Source organism: Citrobacter sp. CK189 (genome assembly GCF_030333505.1).
GTDB lineage: Bacteria > Pseudomonadota > Gammaproteobacteria > Enterobacterales > Enterobacteriaceae > Citrobacter_B > Citrobacter_B koseri.
This window is the reverse complement of record NZ_JAOWFV010000038.1, coordinates 369,548-385,502: the sequence shown is the minus strand read 5'-3', so window position 1 is coordinate 385,502 and position 15,955 is coordinate 369,548. Positions and strand designations below refer to the sequence as shown.

16 protein-coding genes and 1 tRNA gene are annotated in these 15,955 nt (G+C 55.3%); 7 read left to right on the top strand and 10 right to left on the bottom strand.

Going from position 1 to position 15,955, the window contains the following annotated elements; all coding sequences use genetic code 11:
- Entirely contained in the window at positions 1–1,590 is a 1,590-nt protein-coding gene (yejF, locus tag OGV83_RS11755) for a microcin C ABC transporter ATP-binding protein YejF (protein ID WP_286463634.1), read from the top strand.
- A gap of 3 nt (positions 1,591–1,593) precedes the next feature.
- Here the strand turns inward: yejF and OGV83_RS11750 are convergent, their stop codons facing one another.
- The 3 genes from OGV83_RS11750 to rsuA all read right to left on the bottom strand — a co-directional run bounded on the left by OGV83_RS11750 (position 1,594) and on the right by rsuA (position 4,212).
- Complete coding sequence (locus OGV83_RS11750; protein WP_024130169.1) at positions 1,594–1,938, bottom strand: YejG family protein; 345 nt, start codon at positions 1,936–1,938, stop codon at positions 1,594–1,596.
- Positions 1,939–2,273: 335 nt separating this feature from the next.
- Entirely contained in the window at positions 2,274–3,464 is a 1,191-nt protein-coding gene (locus tag OGV83_RS11745) for a Bcr/CflA family multidrug efflux MFS transporter (protein WP_024130168.1), read from the bottom strand.
- Between the two features lie 49 nt (positions 3,465–3,513).
- On the bottom strand, positions 3,514–4,212 hold the full coding sequence (rsuA, locus tag OGV83_RS11740; protein WP_047463976.1) for a 16S rRNA pseudouridine(516) synthase RsuA: 699 nt from the start codon (positions 4,210–4,212) through the stop codon (positions 3,514–3,516).
- Positions 4,213–4,362: 150 nt separating this feature from the next.
- Between rsuA and radD the strand changes: the two genes are divergently transcribed.
- Positions 4,363–6,123: a DNA repair helicase RadD gene (gene radD / locus OGV83_RS11735; protein ID WP_049008255.1), complete on the top strand. Its 1,761-nt coding sequence runs from the start codon at positions 4,363–4,365 to the stop codon at positions 6,121–6,123.
- A 124-nt stretch (positions 6,124–6,247) separates the two neighbouring features.
- Positions 6,248–6,532: a 50S ribosomal protein L25 gene (gene rplY, locus OGV83_RS11730; protein WP_012131568.1), complete on the top strand. Its 285-nt coding sequence runs from the start codon at positions 6,248–6,250 to the stop codon at positions 6,530–6,532.
- A gap of 130 nt (positions 6,533–6,662) precedes the next feature.
- On the opposite strand, the gene yejK is transcribed toward rplY, so the two are convergent.
- Entirely contained in the window at positions 6,663–7,670 is a 1,008-nt protein-coding gene (yejK, locus tag OGV83_RS11725) for a nucleoid-associated protein YejK (protein ID WP_012131566.1), read from the bottom strand.
- A gap of 134 nt (positions 7,671–7,804) precedes the next feature.
- Here yejK and OGV83_RS11720 point away from each other — a divergent pair, with 134 nt between their 5' ends.
- The 4 genes from OGV83_RS11720 (at position 7,805) to narP (ending at position 10,820) form a co-directional block, all read left to right on the top strand.
- On the top strand, positions 7,805–8,032 hold the full coding sequence (locus OGV83_RS11720) for a YejL family protein (protein ID WP_012131565.1): 228 nt from the start codon (positions 7,805–7,807) through the stop codon (positions 8,030–8,032).
- A 19-nt stretch (positions 8,033–8,051) separates the two neighbouring features.
- A complete protein-coding gene (gene yejM, locus OGV83_RS11715; protein ID WP_286463632.1) occupies positions 8,052–9,812 on the top strand; it encodes an LPS biosynthesis-modulating metalloenzyme YejM in 1,761 nt (586 codons plus the stop codon).
- 73 nt (positions 9,813–9,885) lie between these two features.
- Positions 9,886–9,962 (top strand) — tRNA-Pro (locus tag OGV83_RS11710).
- Between the two features lie 210 nt (positions 9,963–10,172).
- A complete protein-coding gene (gene narP, locus OGV83_RS11705; protein WP_012131563.1) occupies positions 10,173–10,820 on the top strand; it encodes a nitrate/nitrite response regulator protein NarP in 648 nt (215 codons plus the stop codon).
- A gap of 78 nt (positions 10,821–10,898) precedes the next feature.
- Here the strand turns inward: narP and OGV83_RS11700 are convergent, their stop codons facing one another.
- From OGV83_RS11700 to OGV83_RS11675, 6 genes are read right to left on the bottom strand one after another with little or no spacing between them, the layout of a single operon-like run.
- Positions 10,899–11,948 (bottom strand): cytochrome c-type biogenesis protein CcmH, encoded by a 1,050-nt coding sequence (locus OGV83_RS11700; protein WP_047462441.1) that lies wholly within the window; start codon positions 11,946–11,948, stop codon positions 10,899–10,901.
- On the bottom strand, positions 11,945–12,502 hold the full coding sequence (dsbE, locus tag OGV83_RS11695) for a thiol:disulfide interchange protein DsbE (protein ID WP_012131561.1): 558 nt from the start codon (positions 12,500–12,502) through the stop codon (positions 11,945–11,947). Before dsbE ends, OGV83_RS11700 begins: the two co-directional genes overlap by 4 nt.
- Positions 12,499–14,442: a heme lyase CcmF/NrfE family subunit gene (locus tag OGV83_RS11690; RefSeq protein ID WP_115614674.1), complete on the bottom strand. Its 1,944-nt coding sequence runs from the start codon at positions 14,440–14,442 to the stop codon at positions 12,499–12,501. The genes dsbE and OGV83_RS11690 overlap by 4 nt, the downstream gene beginning before the upstream one ends.
- On the bottom strand, positions 14,439–14,918 hold the full coding sequence (gene ccmE, locus OGV83_RS11685; protein ID WP_012131559.1) for a cytochrome c maturation protein CcmE: 480 nt from the start codon (positions 14,916–14,918) through the stop codon (positions 14,439–14,441). The genes OGV83_RS11690 and ccmE overlap by 4 nt, the downstream gene beginning before the upstream one ends.
- The gene (gene ccmD, locus OGV83_RS11680; protein WP_012131557.1) at positions 14,915–15,127 is read right to left on the bottom strand and encodes a heme exporter protein CcmD; all 213 of its coding nucleotides are present in this window, start codon (positions 15,125–15,127) and stop codon (positions 14,915–14,917) included. The genes ccmE and ccmD overlap by 4 nt, the downstream gene beginning before the upstream one ends.
- Positions 15,124–15,861: a heme ABC transporter permease gene (locus OGV83_RS11675; protein ID WP_199971629.1), complete on the bottom strand. Its 738-nt coding sequence runs from the start codon at positions 15,859–15,861 to the stop codon at positions 15,124–15,126. Before OGV83_RS11675 ends, ccmD begins: the two co-directional genes overlap by 4 nt.
- Between the last annotated feature and the right edge of the window lie 94 nt (positions 15,862–15,955).

Genomic DNA, 15,955 nt, shown 5'->3' with positions numbered 1-15,955 from the left:
ATGACGCATCCTCTGTTAACTATTGAGAATTTATCGGTAGGTTTTCGCCATCAGGAGAACGTGCGCACGGTTGTTAACGACATCTCTCTACAGGTTGACGCAGGCGAAACGCTGGCGCTGGTGGGCGAATCCGGTTCCGGTAAAAGCGTCACCGCGCTGTCGATTCTGCGGTTGCTGCCCTCTCCGCCTGCGGTGTATCTCGCGGGCGATATCCGTTTTCATGGCGAGTCATTGCTCCACGCCAGCGAGCAGACGCTGCGCGGCGTACGGGGCAATAAAATCGCCATGATTTTTCAGGAACCGATGGTATCGCTAAATCCGTTGCATACGCTGGAAAAACAGCTCTACGAAGTGCTGTCCCTGCACCGGAGAATGCGCCGTGAGGCCGCCAGGGCCGAAATCCTGAGCTGCCTGGATCGCGTAGGGATTCGTCAGGCTGCGAAACGGCTGAGCGATTATCCCCATCAGCTCTCAGGCGGTGAACGCCAGCGCGTGATGATCGCAATGGCGTTGCTCACGCATCCTGAACTGTTAATCGCCGATGAACCCACGACCGCTCTGGATGTCTCCGTACAGGCGCAAATCCTGCAACTGCTGCGTGAACTGCAACGCGAACTGAATATGGGTATGCTGTTTATCACCCATAATCTCAGCATTGTGAAAAAACTGGCGGACGCCGTGGCGGTGATGCAAAACGGACGATGCGTGGAGCAAAACCGTGCGTTGCCGTTGCTTAGCGCGCCTGAGCATCCCTATACGCAGAAGTTGCTGAACAGCGAACCCACCGGCTCTCCGGTTCCATTGCCCGGTGAGTCGTCGCCGCTGCTGGAAGTGAGCCAGCTTCGCGTCGCATTCCCGATTCGAAAAGGAGTTCTGAAACGCGTGGTGGATCATAACGTCGTGGTTAACGAGGTGAGTTTCGCGCTTCGACCTGGTGAAACGCTGGGGCTGGTCGGTGAGTCCGGGTCAGGGAAAAGCACCACCGGCCTGGCCTTACTGCGGTTGATTCGTTCGCAGGGCAGCATCACTTTTGACGGCCAGCCGTTGCAAAATTTAACCCGCCGTCAGTTGCTGCCGGTTCGTCACCGTATTCAGGTGGTATTTCAGGACCCGAACTCATCGCTGAACCCCCGCCTCAACGTACTGCAAATTATTGAAGAAGGCTTACGCGTTCATCAACCGGCCCTTTCTGCCGGGCAGCGCGAAGAACAGGTTATCGCCGTCATGAAGGAAGTGGGTCTGGATGCTGAGACGCGCCATCGTTACCCGGCGGAATTTTCCGGCGGCCAGCGCCAGCGTATCGCTATCGCCAGGGCGCTAATACTGAAACCGTCGCTGATTATTCTGGATGAACCGACATCATCGCTGGACAGAACGGTTCAGGCACAAATCCTGGCGCTGTTGAAATCTTTACAACAAAAGCATCGCCTGGCTTACATTTTCATCAGCCACGATCTGCATGTTGTGCGCGCATTATGCCATCAGGTCATTGTACTGCGACAAGGAGAAGTGGTGGAACAGGGGCAATGTGAGCGTGTCTTTACCGCTCCGCAACAGGAGTATACGCGTCAGTTGCTCGCGCTAAGCTGACGCTCAAAAAGGATTGTTGTTCGAAAAGGGTTCCGCTATCGCTACGCCGAAATTTTTCAGGCGGCAGGTCGCGGCAAATTCGTCCTGACGATTAACAAACAGGCACGGCTCGCCTTCGCACTCCAGAACGGAGCAAGGCACTTCGATGTCGCTAAGCGCCTGGCTAAGTGTATGCATCACCGGCCATGCGCTGTCGCCATCGGGACTCAGGAGTTTGAGCGCCACCAGACTGTTTTCTGTGTTCTGCCCGTTTTGCGGAATCGGTTCAACTTTTGAACCTGCAAAACCCGTTGACCACCGATAGTTCTGCGGTAAACGATGAATGATTGAGAGTTGTAATGTAGTCACTTTCTTTCCCCGGAAGCACATTCACTTCACAATTTATTTACATCCATATTAACACATCATTGACAACCCGTCCTTAAACAGATCGAAAACGCTTACATCCCTGGTCTGAGCGGCCTGTACAGCCCGTTATTAAAATATTTTTTGCCAGTGCCGGACGTATTTGCGGGCTATATGTACCCGTTTCTGCGATCTAACTCAACCTTTTTAACTACAATGATGTGACTTTTTACATAAATTGATTTTACATAAAATAAACATAAATGGAAAAAATGATGGATTTGACGTTGATGTACGTCAACAAAGGAAGCCTTCCGGCTTCCATGTTGTGTATTAGATCACCGTTTTTTCGGACGGCTGGCGTAGAGATAGAAGAGAATGGAGCAGGTTGCGCAGAAAGCAATCGACCAAATCATCGGCCAGGCGGAGGTAAAGGTTGCCAGCGACAGCAGCGCCCCGACAATCGCGCCAATGCCAAACCGGAACGTACCGGCCAGCGACGAGGCGGTGCCCGCCATATGCGGAAATTCATCCAGAATAACGGCCATCGCGTTTGAAGAGACCATAGAAACGCATCCGACAAACGCCGCGACGCCAACCACCAGCGCCCAAAAGCCCACGCCAAACAGCGCGCTGAATACCATCCAGGCCGCCATCACAAACTGAATCCATAGCCCGGTACGGAACATATTCAACGCCCCAACCCGGCGCACGAAGCGGCTGTTGATAATGGTCATCACAAACAAGAACACAATGTTCAGCGCAAAGTAATAGCCAAAATGCTGCGGCGACACATGGTTAATCTCGATGTACACAAACGGGCCGGCGCTGAGAAACGAGAACATTCCCGCAAAGCTAAATCCGCTGGCCAGCATATAGCTCAGTACGCGTTTGTGTCGGAACAGCGAGGCAAAGTTCCCTATCGTGGTACGAATATGGAACGGCTGACGGCGTTCAACGGGAAGTGTCTCGTTAATCAACAAGAAGATCATCACCGATGCCAGAATCGCTGCCACCGCCAGAATCCAGAAGATGTAATGCCAGCTCAACCACACCAGAACCCACCCACCAATAATCGGCGCCATCAGCGGCGCGATTGTCGTCACCAGCATGACGAATGACATCATGCGGGAGAACTCTTCTTTCGGGTAGATATCGCGCATCAGAGCATTGATCACCACGCTCGCCGCAGCGGCGGCAAGACCGTGGAAGAAACGCATGATGATCAACTGGTCGATAGTCTGCGCCAGCGCGCATGCCACCGCCGCCGCCGCAAACACCAGCGTCCCGCCGAGGATCACCGGCTTGCGCCCGAGACTGTCCGCCATCGGGCCGTAAATAAGCTGCCCCACGGCGAACCCCAGAATATAGGTGCTGAGGGTCATCTGGGCGCTGCCCGCCGGTACGCCAAACTGGGCAGAAATCACCGGCAGCGCCGGAAGATACATATCAATCGACAGCGGCATCAGCATGGCTAACAGGCCAAGGATAAAAACAATGGCAAAGGATGAGTGCTGCCGGGTGGTCACAAATGAACTCCTGAATTTAGCGGGACGTAAAGCGCCTGGCTCACCGGGTCTATAAACCGACGCTGGCGATTTCTTCTTCGGTCAACGGGCGATACTCGCCAGGTTCGAGGTCGTCATCCAGCACAATTGCGCCGATGCGTTCGCGGTGCAGTTCGACAACATGGTTCCCCACGGCGGCGAACATCCGCTTCACCTGGTGGTAGCGCCCTTCGCTAATAGTCAGACGCACCTGCGTCGGGGTGATCACCTCCAGCACGGCCGGTTTGGTGAGATCTTTCTCATTATGCAGTTGCACGCCTTTGGCAAACTGTTCGGCGGTATCCGCAGCTACCGGCGATTCCAGCGTGACCAGATAGGTTTTCTCACAATGATGGCGCGGAGAGGTGATCCGGTGCGACCACTGGCCATCATCCGTCATCAACACCAGTCCCGTGGTGTCGATATCCAGCCGCCCGGCGGCATGCAGCTTGTACGCGACAGGTTCATCAAGGAAATAGAGTACCGTGGGATGATCCGGGTCGTCCGTTGAACAGACATAGCCCTGAGGCTTATTAAGCATAAAGTAGCGCGGGCCATTTTGCTGAACCAGCGTGTTGCCATCGTACTCGACATTATGTTCTGGCAGGAGTTTAAACGCCGCGTTTCGGATGATTTCGCCATCGACGATAACACGGTTACTACGAATCTCACGCCCGGCAATAGCACGGCTGACGCCGAGTTGCTGAGCGATAAATTTATCAAGTCGCATGAGTTTGATTTTGCCTGTAATAATACGGAAATCGGGCATAACGCCCGAAAAATGAAGCCGTTGTCCATCCAGTATAACGGGCTCTAACCATCGCTCAAGGGAAATGATTCATGGCATACTATTCCCTGTACCGTTCATCGTAGTGAGACCATGATTTTTACACTTCGTCCTTACCAGCAAGAAGCCGTGGATGCCACGCTCAACCATTTTCGCCGCCACCGCACGCCTGCCGTGATTGTCCTGCCAACCGGCGCAGGCAAAAGTCTGGTGATTGCCGAGCTGGCACGGGTGGCGCGTGGGCGCGTGCTGGTGCTGGCGCACGTAAAAGAGCTGGTCGCGCAAAACCATGCCAAATATTGCGCGCTGGGGCTGGAGGCCGACATTTTCGCCGCCGGTCTGAAGCGTAAAGAGAGCCACGGCAAGGTGGTGTTTGGCAGCGTGCAGTCGGTCGCCCGTAACCTTGACGCCTTCCAGGGCGAGTTTTCGCTGTTGATTGTCGATGAATGTCACCGCATCGGCGACGATGAAGAGAGTCAGTATCAGCAAATCCTGGCGCACCTGAGTAAAGTGAATCCCCACTTACGTCTGCTCGGCCTGACGGCCACCCCTTTCCGGTTAGGCAAAGGCTGGATTTATCATTTTCATTACCACGGCATGGTGCGCGGCGACGAAAAAGCGCTCTTTCGCGACTGCATTTATGAGTTACCGCTGCGCTACATGATTAAGCATGGTTATCTGACGCCGCCGGAGCGTCTGGATATGCCCGTGGTGCAGTATGATTTTAGCCGCCTGCAGGCACAGAGTAACGGCCTGTTCAGCGAAGCTGACCTCAATCGCGAGCTGAAAAAGCAGCAGCGCGTGACCCCGCACATCATCAGCCAGATTGTTGAATTTGCCCAAACCCGCAAAGGGGTGATGATTTTCGCCGCCACCGTTGAACATGCCAAAGAGATTGTGGGTTTGCTGCCCGCCGATGATGCGGCGCTGATTACCGGGGACACGCCGGGCGCAGAGCGCGACGTGATGATTAACGATTTCAAAGCCCAGCGCTTTCGTTATCTGGTGAACGTCGCCGTGCTGACGACCGGGTTTGACGCGCCGCATGTCGATCTTATCGCTATCCTGCGCCCGACAGAGTCAGTCAGTCTTTACCAACAAATCGTGGGGCGCGGTCTACGGCTTGCGCCTGGAAAAACCGACTGTCTGATCCTCGACTATGCCGGAAACCCGCACGATCTGTATGCGCCGGAAGTGGGCACGCCAAAAGGCAAAAGTGACAACGTTCCCGTACAGGTGTTCTGCCCTGCCTGCGGGTTCGCCAATACCTTCTGGGGGAAAACCACCGCTGACGGCACGCTGATTGAGCATTTCGGTCGCCGCTGCCAGGGCTGGTTTGAAGATGATGACGGGCATCGCGAACAGTGCGATTTTCGCTTCCGCTTTAAAAACTGCCCGCAGTGCAACGCGGAAAACGATATCGCCGCCCGGCGCTGCCGGGAGTGCGACACGATTCTGGTTGACCCGGACGATATGCTGAAAGCGGCGCTAAAACTCAAAGATGCGCTGGTATTGCGCTGTAGCGGGATGGCGTTACAACACGGGCATGATGAGAAAGGCGAATGGCTGAAAATCACCTACTACGATGAGGACGGCGCCGATGTGAGTGAGCGCTTCCGATTGCAGACGCCCGCCCAACGCACCGCCTTTGAACAGTTGTTTATTCGCCCGCATACCCGCACGCCGGGTATTCCGTTACGCTGGATCGCTGCGGCGGATATCCTGACGCAACAGGCGCTGCTTCGCCCCCCTGATTTTGTCGTCGCCCGCATGAAAGGCCAGTACTGGCAGGTGCGCGAAAAAGTCTTCGATTATGAAGGCCGCTTCCGGCGGGCACATGAATTGCGCGGTTAATCGTACTTTTGATTGATGTGATAGCCATTTGAGTATAGAATCTCGCCCGCTTTTGCATACGCAAAGCAGATCACTTACCTGTTGCTGGGTCGCCTGTAACAGGAATTATTTAAGAGAGATTTAAATGTTTACTATCAACGCAGAAGTACGTAAAGAGCAGGGTAAGGGTGCGAGCCGCCGCCTGCGCGCCGCTAACAAGTTCCCGGCAATCATCTACGGTGGCGCTGAAGCCCCGATTGCTATCGAACTGGACCACGACCAGGTTATGAACATGCAAGCTAAAGCTGAGTTCTACAGCGAAGTTCTGACCATCGTTGTTGACGGTAAAGAAGTCAAAGTTAAAGCTCAGGCTGTACAGCGTCACGCGTTCAAGCCGAAGCTGACTCACATCGACTTCGTTCGCGCGTAATCGCCAACAAGTTGAAGAAAAACCCCGCCACGGCGGGGTTTTTTTATGGTGCGCGACAAGGCGATGAACCGTAAGCCGAATAAGGTGCCTGCACCGCTATCCGGCGTTACAACACATAACGTCAAAACCGTTAATTACCGCCGGACGTCCGACGCTGGAGCTGATCGCGCAGGTTTGGCGGCGTTCCCTTGATCGTCAGCGTATCGGTCGCCGGGTCCCAGAAAATCCGCTCACCTAACAGCATGGCGTCGAAGTTGATGGTTAACCCACCGCCGCTCCCGGCATATTTCGTCAGCTGACGCAGCGTGCTGCGGTCCGCCGGGAAACTCTCTTCCAGCTCATAGCCTTTGTCAGCGGTAAATTCTCTGAAGCTGACTTCGCTGACGCCGGATAACTCTTTCGACAGCGATTCAAGCTCAATCTCTTCACCAGACTGCAATTGCTCATTGCAGTAGCTGTACACCTGCTGACGGACATTCTGACGTTCAGCTTTGTCCAGCTGCGCTTCTGCGGTGAAATCGTCCACCGCCTGCAACAGCCCCCGGTTTTGCGCTTTCGCGTTCAGCCCTTCGCTGGCGCCCAGGAAATCCATAAAGAAATCGGCCACTTTGCGCCCTACCCGGCCTTTCAGGAAGGTCAGATAACGGGTGGATTCCGGGTTCGTTTCCCATTCGGTCAAATCGATACGCGCCACAATATCCGCATGGTTAATATCCAGATAGTGCGTCGGGTTGATATCCAGGTTCTCATTCACGCGCATGCTGCTTAAGTTGTTCAGCACCGCCACCAGCAGATACTCCACCGCCAGATAACGGTAATGGCAGAACAGGACAATACCGCCGTCCGCAAACGGGTATTTCGCCAGTTCGTCGCGTAAACGGCCGGTCGCCGCACGGCTAAAGGCAAGAAAATCCTCCTCGCCCTGACGCTGCAACCGCAGCGTTTGCGCCAGTTCACTCTCTTCGCTGAACAGGCCGTACGCTTTGTTCTTGGCGCTATAGACCCGGTGCAGTTCAGCCACCATATCGACAACGGTGGTTGTCGGCTCCAGTAATGAATCGCGCAAGACCAGCTCAAGATTTTGCTCATCACGTTTGATAAGCTGGTGCAGGGCAATCTGGTTGATATCCAGACTCATGATAAACTCTCCTTTATGACCGGGCGGTATTCAATCACCTGACGGGCGGTGACGCAACAGGAGATAAAAAAGCAGAAAAAAAACTGTTGCTACGGTAATATGTTGCCCTTTCATGAACAAACTGATTGCGATTTATGCCACAACACTCCCGCTATAGTGACGAACACGTTGAACAATTACTGAGTGACCTGCTCAACGTACTGGAAAAACATAAGGCACCGACCGACCTTTCCCTGATGGTGCTGGGAAACATGGTCACCAACCTTATCAACACCAGCATCGCACCGGCTCAACGCCAGGCGATTGCGAACTCTTTTGCCCGCGCATTACAGTCTTCAATTAACGACGACAAAGCGCATTAAGGGAAACGAACGGCTATTTATGGTAACTCATCGTCAGCGCTACCGTGAAAAAGTCTCCCAGATGGTTAGCTGGGGGCACTGGTTTGCACTGTTCAACATTCTGCTGGCCATAGTGCTCGGTAGCCGTTACCTGTTTGTCGCAGACTGGCCGACAACGCTCGCAGGACGTATTTACTCGTACCTGAGCATTGTCGGGCACTTCAGCTTTCTGGTGTTCGCCGCCTACCTGCTGATCCTGTTTCCTCTGACATTTATTGTCATGTCCCAGCGGCTGATGCGTTTTTTGTCAGCCATCCTGGCAACGGCGGGCATGACGCTGTTGCTGATCGACAGCGAAGTTTTTACCCGCTTCCACCTGCACCTGAATCCCATTGTCTGGGAACTGGTCATTAACCCCGATCAGAACGAGATGGCGCGCGACTGGCAGCTGATGTTTATTAGCGTGCCGGTCATCCTGTTAATCGAAATGCTGTTTGCGACCTGGAGCTGGCAAAAGCTGCGCAGCCTGACGCGACGTCGCCATTTCGCCAAACCGCTTGCCGCGTTCTTTTTCGTCTCATTTATCGCTTCGCATGTGGTGTATATCTGGGCAGACGCCAACTTCTATCGCCCAATCACCATGCAGCGCGCGAATTTACCGCTGTCATACCCGATGACGGCGCGCCGTTTTCTGGAAAAACACGGTCTGCTGGATGCGCAGGAGTATCAGCGCCGTCTGGTGGAACAAGGCAACCCGGAAGCCGTTTCCGTTCAGTATCCGCTGAGCGATTTGCAATATCGCGACATGGGTACCGGCCAGAACGTACTGTTAATTACGGTCGACGCGCTGAACTACTCCCGCTATGAAAAACAGATGCCCGCGTTGGCCGCATTCGCCGAACAGAATACGTCGTTCACGCGCCACATGAGTTCAGGCAACACGTCTGACAATGGGATATTTGGTCTGTTCTATGGCGTATCGCCCAGCTATATGGACGGTATTCTGTCGACCAGAACGCCTGCCGCGCTGATCTCGGCGCTGAACCAGCAAGGCTATCAGTTAGGGCTATTCTCTTCTGACGGCTTCACCAGCCCGCTCTACCGCCAGGCGCTGCTGTCAGACTTCTCCATGCCAACCGTGCAAACGCAGTCCGACGAGCAGACGGCGAGCCAGTGGATTAACTGGTTAGGACGTTACGCCCAGGAAGATAACCGCTGGTTCTCATGGGTTTCCTTCAACGGCACAAACGTTGACGACAGCAACCAGAAAGACTTTGCGAAACGGTATGCCCGCGCCGCAGAGAACGTGGATGCCCAGATTAACCGGGTGCTCAGCGCACTGCGTGACGCAGGGAAACTCAACAACACCGTGGTGATCATTACGGGCGGTCGCGGCGTACCGTTAGCGCAGGAAGAGAGCCATTTCGCCTGGTCTCGCGGCCATCTGCAAGTACCGTTGATCATTCACTGGCCGGGCACGCCAGCGCAGCGAATCAACACTCTGACCGACCATACGGATTTGATGACGACGCTGATGCAGCGACTGTTGCACGTCAGTACGCCAGCCAATGAGTACTCGCAGGGACAGGATCTGTTCAACGCCACGCGCCGCCATTACTGGGTGACCGCGGCGGACGGCAGTACGCTGGCGATTACCACGCCGGAAATGACGCTGGTACTGAACAATAACGGCACCTATCAGACATACGATCTACACGGCGAGAAGATCAAAGACCAGAAGCCGCAGCTGAGCCTGTTGTTGCAGGTACTGACCGACGAGAAACGATTCATTGCTAACTGATTAATTATAAATCAGTTAGCAAGACATCCCCTTGCATTCGTGGTGGAAAGCGGTAGTATTGGCATCCACAAGTCGGCACGTAGCGCAGCCTGGTAGCGCACCGTCATGGGGTGTCGGGGGTCGGAGGTTCAAATCCTCTCGTGCCGACCAAAATCCCTTAGAAAAACCAACCTCTTACGGTTGGTTTTTTTATGCCTGCCGTTCTCTTCCAGTACCGTGCTAACACCGCATAATCAAAAGGTTTTACTACTTACCCATGCCCAAAATAGGGTAAAATTTATTCTCTCATCAACGCGATGAATCTGGACGATTTTCGCGCTAAAAACAATAATGATACGAGTATGTACTCAGGAGAATAGTATGCCTGAAGCAACGCCTTTTCAGGTGCTTATTGTGGACGATCATCCACTTATGCGACGAGGTATTCGTCAATTACTGGAACTGGATACCGCATTTAATGTCGTTGCCGAAGCTGGCGATGGGGCGAGTGCTATCGATCTGGCAAGCCGTCTCGATCTTGATCTGATCCTGCTTGACCTGAATATGAAAGGCCTGAGCGGGCTTGATACGCTGAATGCGCTGCGTCGGGATGGCGTCACCGCACAGATCATTATCCTGACGGTTTCCGACTCTGCCAGTGACGTGTACGCGCTGATTGATGCCGGAGCGGACGGCTATTTACTGAAAGACAGCGACCCGGAAGTGCTGCTGGAAGCGATTCGTGCTGGCGCCAACGGCGGCAAGGTATTCAGCGATCGCGTCAGCGAATACCTGCGCGAACGGGAACTGTTTGGCGCAGAGGAAGATCCCTTTAGCGTGCTCACTGAACGCGAACTGGACGTGCTGCACGAACTGGCTCAGGGACTGTCGAACAAACAGATTGCCTCCGTGCTGAATATTTCTGAGCAGACGGTTAAGGTGCATATTCGTAATTTACTGCGAAAGCTGAACGTGCGCTCGCGCGTCGCGGCGACCATTCTCTTTTTACAAACACGCGGAATGCAGTAACAAGATATGCCCGATGGCGCTACGCTTATCGGGCCTACAAGTCGCGTGGCAAGTACCATCCGGCCTTGCCACACTCATTTATTCCGCCTGCGGCGAAAGCTGCGCTAATGCCTGCTTAATACTGCGTTCAATCACTGCCCGGCGGGAATCATTGGCGGGCAGCAATTTCAGCATCATCTCCCAGGCCGCAACCGCCTCGCCGAAACGCTGCTGCTCGAAGGCATTAAACGCATACATACTCAACGTCCGAATGTTGGCATGATCGCTTCTCACCAGCTGGCGCAACAGCTCCCCTCCCCGACGATTATCATCAGGATCGGAAGAACGGGTCAGCGCTTCCGCATACCCTAATGCGGCATCGCTATTTTTGGGGTCCAGTCTGTACGCATTGGCATACGCTTCCGTCGCCGTGCTGGCGTTCCCCAGCACCATGCCGATACGCCCAAGCATAATCCAGCCTTCCACATTGCCAGCATCGCTTTGCAGTCGGGTACGTAAACCAAGCGCCAGGCGTGTCATCTCTTCTTCATTCAGCGGCTGCGCGTCAGGGTCCAGCGCGCGCTCCAGCAGCGCTGGCGTCTGCGCCGTAGCCTGTTGCCAGATTTTTACCTGCTGATAGTTACCGGTCTGGTAGTAACTTACCGCCCCGACAATCAGCGCGATCACAACCCCGGGAGCAAACAGCCATAATCCTGCCTGGCGTCCCTTCGGCGTCACCTCATCAGAAAAGGTTTCCTGTTTTACACGTACGCGCCGCCGCGAACGGGCGAAGATAATCCAGCCGCCAGCGCCAATAGCGGCGATCGGCAAGATCCACAACAGCACGGTAAGCGGTGTCAGCGGCGGATCGTAGGTGACGAAGTTACCGTAGCGCGCCACCATGTAATCAACGATCTCCTGCTTGCTTTTACCTTCCTGCATCAGTTCATAAACCTTCTGACGCAGGTCGGTGGCAATCATCGAGTTAGAGTCCGCAATGCTGTTGTTCTGGCATTTCGGGCAGCGCAGCTGCTCGGTGAGCTGGCGGAACTGCTGCTCCTGCGCTTCATCTTTGAACTGCATAACATCAATGGCAGCCAGCGACGAGCCGGAGATCACCAGCATCAGCACGCCCAGTAAGAATCTCATTGCGCGGCCTCCTTGCTGTACTGCTCCCAGAGCGGTTTTATTTCACTTTCCCATACCCTGGCGTTCAGATCGCCTGCATGGCGATAACGAATGATCCCTTTGCCGTCGATCAGAAAGGTTTCCGGCGCGCCGTAAACGCCCAGATCCAGCCCAAGCATACCGTCGCCATCAAACAGGCTTAACGCATAAGGATTCCCTAACTCTTTCAGCCAGGTAATCGCTTTCTGGCGATCGTCTTTGTAATTCAGACCAACCACGCGAATTCCCTGCGCAGACAACTGATTCAGATACTGATGTTCAGCGCGGCAGGTCGGGCACCAGGTCGCCCACACGTTGAGCAGCACCGGTTTCCCCTGCGTTAGCACGTCTGCCTGATAATGCTGACCAGGATTTTCCAGCGATTCGAGACGGAAGGTCGGCACCGGTTTGCCAATCAGCGCCGATTCCAGATTCGTCGGATCGTCCCCTTCCGCATTACGCGCCAGCTGCCACAGCAACGCCGCCGCAATAACCAGAAAAATGACGAAAGGTATTAACAGTACGTTGCGCTTCATACAGCCTCCGGCGCGGTTTTTTGCGGGCATGAACGCTGGCGATAGCGCGGATCAAACAGGCAGAACAACCCGCCAAGCGCCATCAACAGCCCTCCCGCCCAGATCCAGCGGATAAACGGTTTGTAATACAGGCGCACCGCCCATGCGCCATTGTCCAGCTCTTCGCCGAGAGCGGCATACAGATCGCGGGTGATCCCGCCATCGATCGCCGCTTCCGTCATCATTGAGCTGGTGCTGTTATAAAAACGTTTTTCCGCATGCAGCGTCGCTTCTGCTTTACCTTCCCGCGTCACGCCAATAATCGCCACCCCGCCGCGATAGTTCGGGCCGGTAATCTCCTTCACTTCACGGAAGGTGAATTGATAGTCGTGGATGCTGACGCTGTCGCCCGCTTTCATGCGGACATCACGTTCCACGCTGTAGTTTTGGCTAAACGCGATGCCGACAATCGTCACCGCCAGCCCAACGTGCCCGGCGACCATTCCCCAGTAGCTGAGCGTCATTTTCGTACCGCGCGAAACGCGCTGCGCGACTTCCGCTACCGCCAGCACAAATACCCAGCACGCCATCGCCAGCCCGACCACCGTCATGGCGGCAATCTTGTCTTCAAACAGCCACGGCAGCAGCATCGACAGCACTAACGTGCTCACCAGCGCGATAACCAACAACCGCTGCAATTTGCGCGGTCTGTCACGTCCCCAGCGAACCAGCGGCCCGATGCCCAGCAGCAGCGCGAACGGCGCCATCAGCCAGGTGAACATGGTATTAAAGAACGGTTCGCCGATTGAAATACTGCCCAGACCGAGCTGTTTATGCACCAACGGCAGCAATGTTCCCAGCAACACCACCAGCATGGCGGCGATAAGCAGGACGTTATTGGCTAACAGCAGTGATTCACGCGACCAGAGCGCGTTATTCACCCGCGAGCGAACCTTGTGTCCGCGCGTCGCGAACAGCAGCAGCGAACCGCCGATCACCAGTACCATAAAGGCGAGAATAAACATCCCGCGCGATGGATCGGAGGCAAAAGCATGCACCGACACCAGCACGCCAGAACGCACCAGGAAAGTACCGAGCAGGCAGAGTGAGAAGGCGCATATTGAAAGCAGAAGCGTCCAGGCTTTGAAGCTGGCGCGCTGTTCAGTCACCGCCAGGGAGTGCATCAACGCGGTGCCCACCAGCCACGGCATAAATGAGGCGTTTTCCACCGGGTCCCAGAACCACCAGCCGCCCCAGCCCAGCTCGTAATAGGCCCAGGCAGAGCCAAGCACGATACCCAGCGTTAAGAATACCCATGCGGCCAGCGTCCAGGGACGGGAAAAGCGGGCAAAGGTGCTGTCCAGACGCCCACTCATCAGCGCGGCGATCGCGAACGCGAACGCCACCGAGAAACCGACATAGCCCATATAGAGCAGCGGCGGGTGGAAGATCAGCCCCGGGTCCTGCAACAGCGGGTTCAGGTCGCGCCCTTCAATCGGAAAGTTGGGCAACGTACGGGAAAACGGGTTGGAGGTGAACAGAATAAACAGCAGAAAACCGACGCTGACCATCCCCATCACCGCCAGTACGCGGGCGACGATATCCAGCGGCATCCGCTGACTGAACACGGCCACGGCAAACGTCCAGCCGCTCATCAGCAATACCCATAGCAGAAGCGACCCTTCGTGCGCTCCCCAGGTCGCGGCGACGCGATACCAGACCGGCAGTTGCGTGTTGGAGTTGCTGGCGACATAGGTAACGGTAAAATCATTCACCACGAAGGCATTGATCAGCACCAGAAACGCGCCCATCACCAGGATAAACAGCAGCCAGGAGAATGGCCTCGCCGAGGCCATCATGCGCACATCGCCGCGCCCCACGCCCCACAGCGGATAAACGGACAGCAGCAGCGCCACGCCGAGTGCGAGACACAGCAGCGCGTTGCCAATTTCAGGCATCATGATGCTTTATCCTTATAAACGCTTTCCGGGCGACGATGGTTTTCCTGCATCGCTTTTTCAACTTCCGGCGGGGTATAGTTTTCATCATGTTTGGCGAGCACCTCTTTCGCCTGCACATGGTTTTTCTCGCCCAGTTCCCCCTGCACCACCACGCCCTGCCCTTCGCGGAACAGGTCCGGCAGAATGCCTTCGTACGTCACATCCACCACGCCTTCGGCGTCGTAGATGCTGAAATTCACTTTCAGCGAATCCGGGTCGCGCTTCACGCTTCCGGGCATGACCATGCCGCCGACGCGCAGGCGTTGCCCCACTTCAGGCAGTTGGTGCGTTTCGCGTTTACCGTAGAGAATTTCGCCTGGCGTATAGAACAGGTCGATATTGGAACGCAGCGCATAAAGTACCAGCGTGATAGTCAGAGCCAAACCGGCCAGCACCGCGCAGGCTATCCACAAACGATTTTTACGACGGATATTCATGCCGCCTCCCGCTGCGCCTGCGCCGCACGCATCCGCGCTTCACGCGCTCGCTGCTGCGCCACACCGCGCAAAATCACGCGGTGCTGCATGGCGGTATGCACCACCAGCGCCGCCAGCGGGATTACGGTCATCACAACCGCCAGCCAGACATAAAAGGCGTAACCGCCCATAGCAAAGAAATCACTCCAGGATGCAAATGCGCTGGTCATTGGCGGCCTCTTTTTAAAATCAGTTCACTCACCCACGGGCGACGTTTTTCCATTAACAAAATCAGGTTACGCATCCGCATCAGCGCCAGCGTGATAAACAGCAGCAGATAACCGATAATCGCCAGGCGCAGCGGCGCGCGCATCGCCGGGTCAATGCTCTGCTGCATACGAGTTGATCCCTGATGTAGCGTATTCCACCACTCCACCGAGTAGTGGATGATCGGCAAATTAACAACGCCAATCAGCACCAGAATGCCCGCTGCGCGCCCCGCCAGGCGGCGATCGTCAAAGGCGTGCCACAACGCTATCGCCCCGACGTACAGGAACAACAGCACCAGTTCAGAGGTCAATCGCGCGTCCCATACCCACCAGGTTCCCCACATCGGTTTTCCCCAGGCGGAACCGGTAACCAGCGCGATAAAGGTAAACACCGCGCCAACAGGCGCCATCGCCGCCACCGCCAGGTTAGCCATTTTCATTTGCCAGACCAGACCGATGAATGCGGCGACCGCCATCGAGGCGTAAATCCCCATCGACCAGATCGCCGCCGGGACATGCAGGTAGATGATGCGGTAGCTTTGCCCCTGCTGATAATCCGCAGGCGCGAAGCCAAATCCCCAGACCCAACCCGCCGCCAGCACCACCACGCTGGCTATCGCCAGCCACGGGATGAACCAGCCACAGACCTGATAAAGCCGTGGGGGAATCGCCAGTTGATGAAGTGTTTTCCACATAGTTCAGTCACCAGATTCAATCAAAACGAATGAAACTTCAGTTATGCCGGATGATGGCAAAGACGCCTTATCAGACCTACAGACTTTCCTGATA

Excerpts from the sequence above, each read along its gene's own strand:
- rsuA (WP_047463976.1), bottom strand. The coding sequence starts at position 4,212 with ATGCGACTTGATAAATTTATCGCTCAGCAACTCGGCGTCAGCCGTGCT.
- OGV83_RS11720 (WP_012131565.1), top strand. The coding sequence starts at position 7,805 with ATGCCACAACACTCCCGCTATAGTGACGAACACGTTGAACAATTACTG.
- OGV83_RS11700 (WP_047462441.1), bottom strand. The coding sequence starts at position 11,948 with ATGAGATTCTTACTGGGCGTGCTGATGCTGGTGATCTCCGGCTCGTCG.
- radD (WP_049008255.1), top strand. The coding sequence starts at position 4,363 with ATGATTTTTACACTTCGTCCTTACCAGCAAGAAGCCGTGGATGCCACG.
- OGV83_RS11690 (WP_115614674.1), bottom strand. The coding sequence starts at position 14,442 with ATGATGCCTGAAATTGGCAACGCGCTGCTGTGTCTCGCACTCGGCGTG.
- dsbE (WP_012131561.1), bottom strand. The coding sequence starts at position 12,502 with ATGAAGCGCAACGTACTGTTAATACCTTTCGTCATTTTTCTGGTTATT.
- yejF (WP_286463634.1), top strand. The coding sequence starts at position 1 with ATGACGCATCCTCTGTTAACTATTGAGAATTTATCGGTAGGTTTTCGC.
- ccmD (WP_012131557.1), bottom strand. The coding sequence starts at position 15,127 with ATGACCAGCGCATTTGCATCCTGGAGTGATTTCTTTGCTATGGGCGGT.
- OGV83_RS11675 (WP_199971629.1), bottom strand. The coding sequence starts at position 15,861 with ATGTGGAAAACACTTCATCAACTGGCGATTCCCCCACGGCTTTATCAG.
- narP (WP_012131563.1), top strand. The coding sequence starts at position 10,173 with ATGCCTGAAGCAACGCCTTTTCAGGTGCTTATTGTGGACGATCATCCA.
- yejK (WP_012131566.1), bottom strand. The coding sequence starts at position 7,670 with ATGAGTCTGGATATCAACCAGATTGCCCTGCACCAGCTTATCAAACGT.
- ccmE (WP_012131559.1), bottom strand. The coding sequence starts at position 14,918 with ATGAATATCCGTCGTAAAAATCGTTTGTGGATAGCCTGCGCGGTGCTG.
- rplY (WP_012131568.1), top strand. The coding sequence starts at position 6,248 with ATGTTTACTATCAACGCAGAAGTACGTAAAGAGCAGGGTAAGGGTGCG.
- yejM (WP_286463632.1), top strand. The coding sequence starts at position 8,052 with ATGGTAACTCATCGTCAGCGCTACCGTGAAAAAGTCTCCCAGATGGTT.